Here is a 3,615-nt window from a genome sequence, read left to right as displayed (position 1 = left end):
GGCGGGCCCAGAGTTCCGGCGGGAACTGCGTCGCTCGCACGTACGCCATCCCGGGGATCCAGAAGTCCTCATGGGATTCAGCATCGGTCCCCGCGAACGAGCCGGGCGCTACGCCGATGACGGTGAACGGCACACTGTTTACCAAGACGGTCCGCCCGACGGCAGCCTCGGCCGAGCCGAAAAAATCGCGTGCTCGACGTTCGGAGAGCACGACCAGGGGCTCCCCCCCGGGGGTGCGATCCTCTTCCGCGCGAAACGTTCGTCCAGCAAGCAGCCGGACTCCGAGAACATCGAAGTAGTTGACGCTGACCGCTGCACCAGGCGTGAGCCTTGGCTCGGCGTCGGCGACGGCCAGCGCGGAGCTCGGCAGCCGCTGAAACCCTGCCATGGCCGCAACAGTGGTCGCATTCCGCGTCAGATCCTCTGCGTTGGCGTACGAAATAACAAATGGGTTGATACCGCCTGTGACCCGTGTTGCGAAGAAGTAGATGACGAGCCGATCCTGGCGAGCGATACCAGGGAGCGGCTTGAAGAACAGCGCTTCCCCGATCCCGAGCACGGCGGTTGCGGGTCCCAGGCTGCACGCGATCGAGATGATGGCCGTGACCGACAGCAGCGGCTGCTTGATGAGCGCGCGCATCGCGTAGCGCAGGTCCGACAGGGCCGCGTCGACAATAGGCAGACCGCGCTGATCGCGCAGTGCGTCCAACGCCTGAGATAGGCCGCCGGCCCGCAGACGCGCAGCACGATCCGCCTCGTTCGGCCCTTTGCCGCTGCGCCGCGCGTCTTCAGCCGCGAAAGCGAGATGCGCTTTCAACTCCTCTTCGAGGTCAGCGTCCGTGCGGCGTCGTCGCAACGTCGCCCACATTCGGAGCATCCACTCGCGAAACATGCCCGCCATGGCCACCCTCTCGCCTGCAACCGTGGACTTCCGTTGTCTATTAGCCCTCTTGATCTATTAGCGCTTGGATGATGCCCGTCATTCGGGTCCACGCCTGCTTCTCGGCGACTTGTGCCCGCCGGCCGGCGGCGGTAAGGCTATAGAGGCGTGCCTTGCGGCTGCCTCGCAGACCTGTGTCGCTGATACCCCAGGCGCCTCGAAGCAAACCGCGTTGCTCAAGCCGCATCAGCGCCGGATAGAGCGTGCCCATGTTGAGCTGGATGGCGCCCTTCGAAACCTGCTCGATGCGTGTGGCAATCGCGTAGCCGTGGGACGGCCCGAGGACATCGAGCGTCTGAAGCACCATCAGATCAGGAGTCCCCTGCAGGACACCTATTTTGTCAATCTTTCCATTAGACACACCAATACAATAGTGCTACTTGCATTAGAAAGTCAAATGGAAATTCTGATGCCCCATCGGCAGCGGGGACGGGCTATCGATCCGTGCGTGGCTGGGAATTGGCTGACTCTCTCCGGTCCCTCCGCGGGGCGCGCCGCTTCCGACCTATTCTGAACGCAATGCGCTCACGGGATCGAGGCGGGCGGCACGGCGGGCCGGAATGTAGCCGGCGACGAGCGCGATTGTCGCAAGCACAACCATGGCAAAGGCGAATGTCGCAGGATCTTGCGGTGTGACGTCGAACAGAAGCGGTTCGAGCCGAACCGTGAACAGGACCGTGGCGGCACTGCCCAACGTGAGACCTATGGCCAGCAGGATAATGATCTCGCGCAGAAGGATCGCGCAGATCTGCGAGGGCCGTGCACCAAGGGCAAGGCGAACTCCCATCTCAGGTGTTCGGCGTTGGGCTGCGTATGCGACCACGCCGTAAAGCCCGACGGCAGCGAGGATGAGGGCGAGAACTCCGAAAGCCCCAGAGAGCCAGGCTAGAAGCCGTTCGCGGCGGGCGCCCGTTTCAATTACGGAGTCGAGTGTGCGGATTTGGGAGACGCGAAGGACGGGTGAAACCTCACGGACTGCCTGGCGGACCGCGTCAGCGAAGCGTAGGGGATCGCCTTCGGTTCGCAGCACGAAGGTGGGCCCGCTGAAGACGAACTTCTGAGTGACCGGGTAAAAGACCAGCGGGCTGAAAAGAGCGCGCAAGGAGGAGTAGCGCACATCGTGAACGACTCCGACCACCTGGATGGCCTTCTTTTCGTCAAATTGTTTGCCTTCCGAAAAGAGGCCGCCGACTGCATTCCGCTTGCCGAACATTAGCCGGGCCGCCGATTCACTGAGTACGGCAACCTTGGGCCCATCTTTACGGTCCACGTCCACGTCGGTAATAGGCCGGCCTGCGATAAGCGGGATTCCCATGGCGTCGAAATAGGGCGGGCCGACCAGGACTTCGTTGATGTCGCCTGAAGGAAATGAGCGCCCAGGCAGTGCAATGGCAACGTCGTTGGTTACAGTCCCGAGGGGACCGGCGACCGCCGAAGAAGCAATGCAGGGGAGAAGGGCAACAGCCACGAACATGTAGTTGCGGTTAACTTGTTTTCGACCGAAACGCGGTCCACCGGTCCGGCGGCAAATCCAGATGCAAAGCGCCGGCACGAGAATAGCCCAAGCCGTGAGGCAGGGAATCACCGCAAACTGAAACCATGAGCACCGAAGGTGCGGCACTACAGACTGGCGGATGGCAGAACTTCATGTGTCCCCAGGACATCATTTTCCGCGGAATTGTCTGAATCTCTGCAAAGACACGCCGCCTCCTCACTCGGCGCGCAGGTCGGAAGCCGGCGCCAACGCCATCGCTCGCCGAGCGGGCACGAGAAGCGCGATCAACGCACCGCCTACGGTCACGCCGGCAGCCGCAGCATAGATCACCGGCTCGCGCGGCGTAACCTGGAACAGGAACTGCGTCAGCAGCGAGGCCGTGAGAGAGGCACCGAGCAAGCCCGCCGCGGTGCCTGCCAGCACCGGAACGAGACCCTGGCGTACGACCAGCCAAACCAGATGCGAATGTGTCGCGCCCAGCGCGGCCCGAATCGCCAGCTCCCGCCGCCGCTCCACGGTGTACCTAGCGACGATCACCGCGAGGCCGACAATCGTCAACAGGAGCGCGACGCTTGCGAACGCGCCGGTCGCAGTCGTGTAGAACCGCCGATGCGCCACCGCTTCGCCGATAATCTCGTCGACCGTGGCGATGTGCAGGATCGGCAGCGCCGGATCGAGATCGTGCACGATGCTCCGGACCGCCGCGTGCAGATCGCCCGCGTTCGGCGCCAATCGCGCCACCAAACCCGTGACTGGCCGCGGAAACTGCGCCGCGACGAAGTATACGGCCGGACGCGGATCCTGTTCGAGTGCGGAATACCGCACATCGCGCACAACACCGACGATCTCGACCGGACCGTCAAACTCGATCTTTCTGCCGAGCGGATCCCCGCTGCCGAACATCTGCCGGGAGTACGATTCGGACACGACCGCCACCTTGTCACTCGTGGCGGTATCGGTTTCCGAGATCAGTCGGCCGTGGACGAGCGGAATGCGCATCACAGAAAAATAGCGCGAGTCCACAAAGCGGCCGTTTCCGACCACCTCCTCACGCCGGCCGACCTCATTTAGTACGAGGACGGAGTCGCCGCCCCGGAAGGGCACCGCGGACGTAACGGCCGCATTGAGCACACCCGGCAGCGCCCGAACGCGCTCCGCGAGGTCGCGCTGAAACGCCATG

The 3,615-nt window shown here is 63.3% G+C and carries 4 protein-coding genes; all 4 read right to left on the bottom strand.

Translation table 11 applies throughout. The features are described 5' to 3' along the window. The coding region (locus LAP85_29725; GenBank protein MBZ5500590.1) for an ABC transporter permease at positions 1–901 on the bottom strand (901 nt) is incomplete at its 3' end. Positions 902–941: 40 nt separating this feature from the next. Continuing rightward, positions 942–1,247, bottom strand: a complete 306-nt coding sequence (locus tag LAP85_29720) for a helix-turn-helix transcriptional regulator (GenBank protein ID MBZ5500589.1) — start codon at positions 1,245–1,247, stop codon at positions 942–944. Positions 1,248–1,445: 198 nt separating this feature from the next. Continuing rightward, the gene (locus tag LAP85_29715) at positions 1,446–2,492 is read right to left on the bottom strand and encodes an ABC transporter permease (GenBank protein MBZ5500588.1); all 1,047 of its coding nucleotides are present in this window, start codon (positions 2,490–2,492) and stop codon (positions 1,446–1,448) included. A 159-nt stretch (positions 2,493–2,651) separates the two neighbouring features. Beyond that, on the bottom strand, positions 2,652–3,615 hold a 964-nt coding region (locus LAP85_29710; protein MBZ5500587.1), incomplete at its 5' end, for an ABC transporter permease.

This window comes from Terriglobia bacterium, assembly GCA_020072565.1.
Classification (GTDB): Bacteria; Acidobacteriota; UBA6911; order UBA6911; family UBA6911; genus JAFNAG01.
This window is presented reverse-complemented; position numbering and strand designations above follow the sequence as displayed.